Genomic DNA, 1,656 nt, shown 5'->3' with positions numbered 1-1,656 from the left:
GTGCCACGAGTCCAGCGGCTCCGCGCTCACCGAGACGATCGGCATCGGCAAGGGCACGGTCTCGATCGAGGACATCCACGACGCCGACCTCCTCATCGTCGCGGGGCAGAACCCGGGGACGAATCATCCGCGCATGCTGTCCGCGCTCGAGAGGGCCAAGCGCAACGGCGCCACGATCATCGCCGTGAACCCCCTCCCCGAGGCTGGGCTGCTGCGGTTCGAGAATCCGCAGACCGTCCGCGGCGTCGCGTTCGGCGGCACGAAGCTCGCCGACCAGTTCGTGCAGATCCGCCTCGGCGGCGACCAGGCGCTCTTCCAGGCGATCGGCAAGCACCTCCTCGAGCGCGAGGACGCCGAGGGGGATGTGCTCGACCATGCCTTCCTCGCCGAGCACACCAGCGGCTTCGACGCGTACCGGCAGGCGATGGCGGATGCCTCGTGGCCCGCGCTGGTCGAAGCCACCGGTCTGCCCGAGAAGGCCTTGAGGCGCGTCGGGGAGGCCGTCCGCAGCTCGCGGGCGACGATCGTGTGCTGGGCGATGGGGCTGACGCAGCACAAGCACTCGGTGCCCACGCTCCGGGACGTGGTGAACGTGCTCCTGCTCCAGGGGAACATCGGCCGGCCGGGCGCCGGCGTGTGCCCGGTGCGCGGTCACTCCAATGTCCAGGGCGACCGCACGGTGGGAATCTACGAGAAGCCGTCGGCGGCGTTCCTCGACGCGCTCGACGCGGAGTTCGCGTTCGCGGCGCCGAGGGACCACGGCTACGACACGGTCGAGGCGATCCGCGCCATGCGCGACGGCCGGGTGAGGTTCTTCCTGGGGATGGGCGGGAACTTCGTGTCGGCCACGCCCGACACCGCCGTGGTCGAGGCAGCGATGGGCCGCGTCGACCTCACCGTGCAGGTCTCGACGAAGCTCAACCGCTCGCACGTCGTGACCGGGCGCCGCGCGATCATCCTGCCCACGCTCGGCCGCACCGATCGCGACCGCCGCGGCGGCGGCGAGCAGCGCGTCACCGTCGAGGACTCCATGGGCGCCGTCCATGCCTCGCGCGGACGCCTCGCGCCGCCGGCGGACGATCTGCTGAGCGAGGTCGCGATCGTGGCGCGCCTGTGCGGCCTGGTCTTCGGACGAGCGGATGCCGCCGCCCGCCCGTCGCGTGGCGACGGCGTCGCCCGCGGAGGCCCTCGCGCGGACTGGGCGGCCCTCGAGGCCGACTACGCCCTCATCCGCGCGCACATCTCGCGGGTCGTGCCGGGCTTCGACGACTACGAGGAGCGCATCGACAAGGGACGCACCCTGCACCTGCCGAACGGTCCGCGCGATGCGCGCCGGTTCGCGACGCCTGACGGCCGGGCGCGCTTCACGGCGAACCCGCTGGAGTACCCGCGCATCCCGAAGGGCCGCCTGCTGCTGCAGACGCTGCGGTCGCACGACCAGTACAACACCACGATCTACGGCAAGGACGACCGGTACCGGGGGATCCGCGGCGGGCGTCGCGTGGTGCTCGTCAACGCGAAGGACATCACCGCGCTGGGCTTCGCCGAGGGGGATGTGGTCGACCTGGTCTCGGAGTGGCGCGGCGCCGACGGCGTGCTGCAGGAGCGCCGCGCCGAGGCGTTCCGCCTCGTGGCCTATCGCACCCCGCGGGGTAA

Annotated in this window: 1 protein-coding gene; it reads left to right on the top strand. The window is 72.3% G+C overall.

Features of this window, described 5'->3' with window-relative positions; genetic code table 11:
• Nucleotides 1–1,656: FdhF/YdeP family oxidoreductase (locus ACE3O1_RS14985; protein ID WP_374316413.1), on the top strand; the 1,656-nt coding region annotated here is incomplete at both ends.

Source organism: Microbacterium sp. (assembly GCF_041909575.1).
GTDB lineage: Bacteria > Actinomycetota > Actinomycetes > Actinomycetales > Microbacteriaceae > Microbacterium.
The sequence above is the reverse complement of the archived record's forward strand: the minus strand, read 5'-3'. Positions and strand labels throughout refer to the sequence as shown.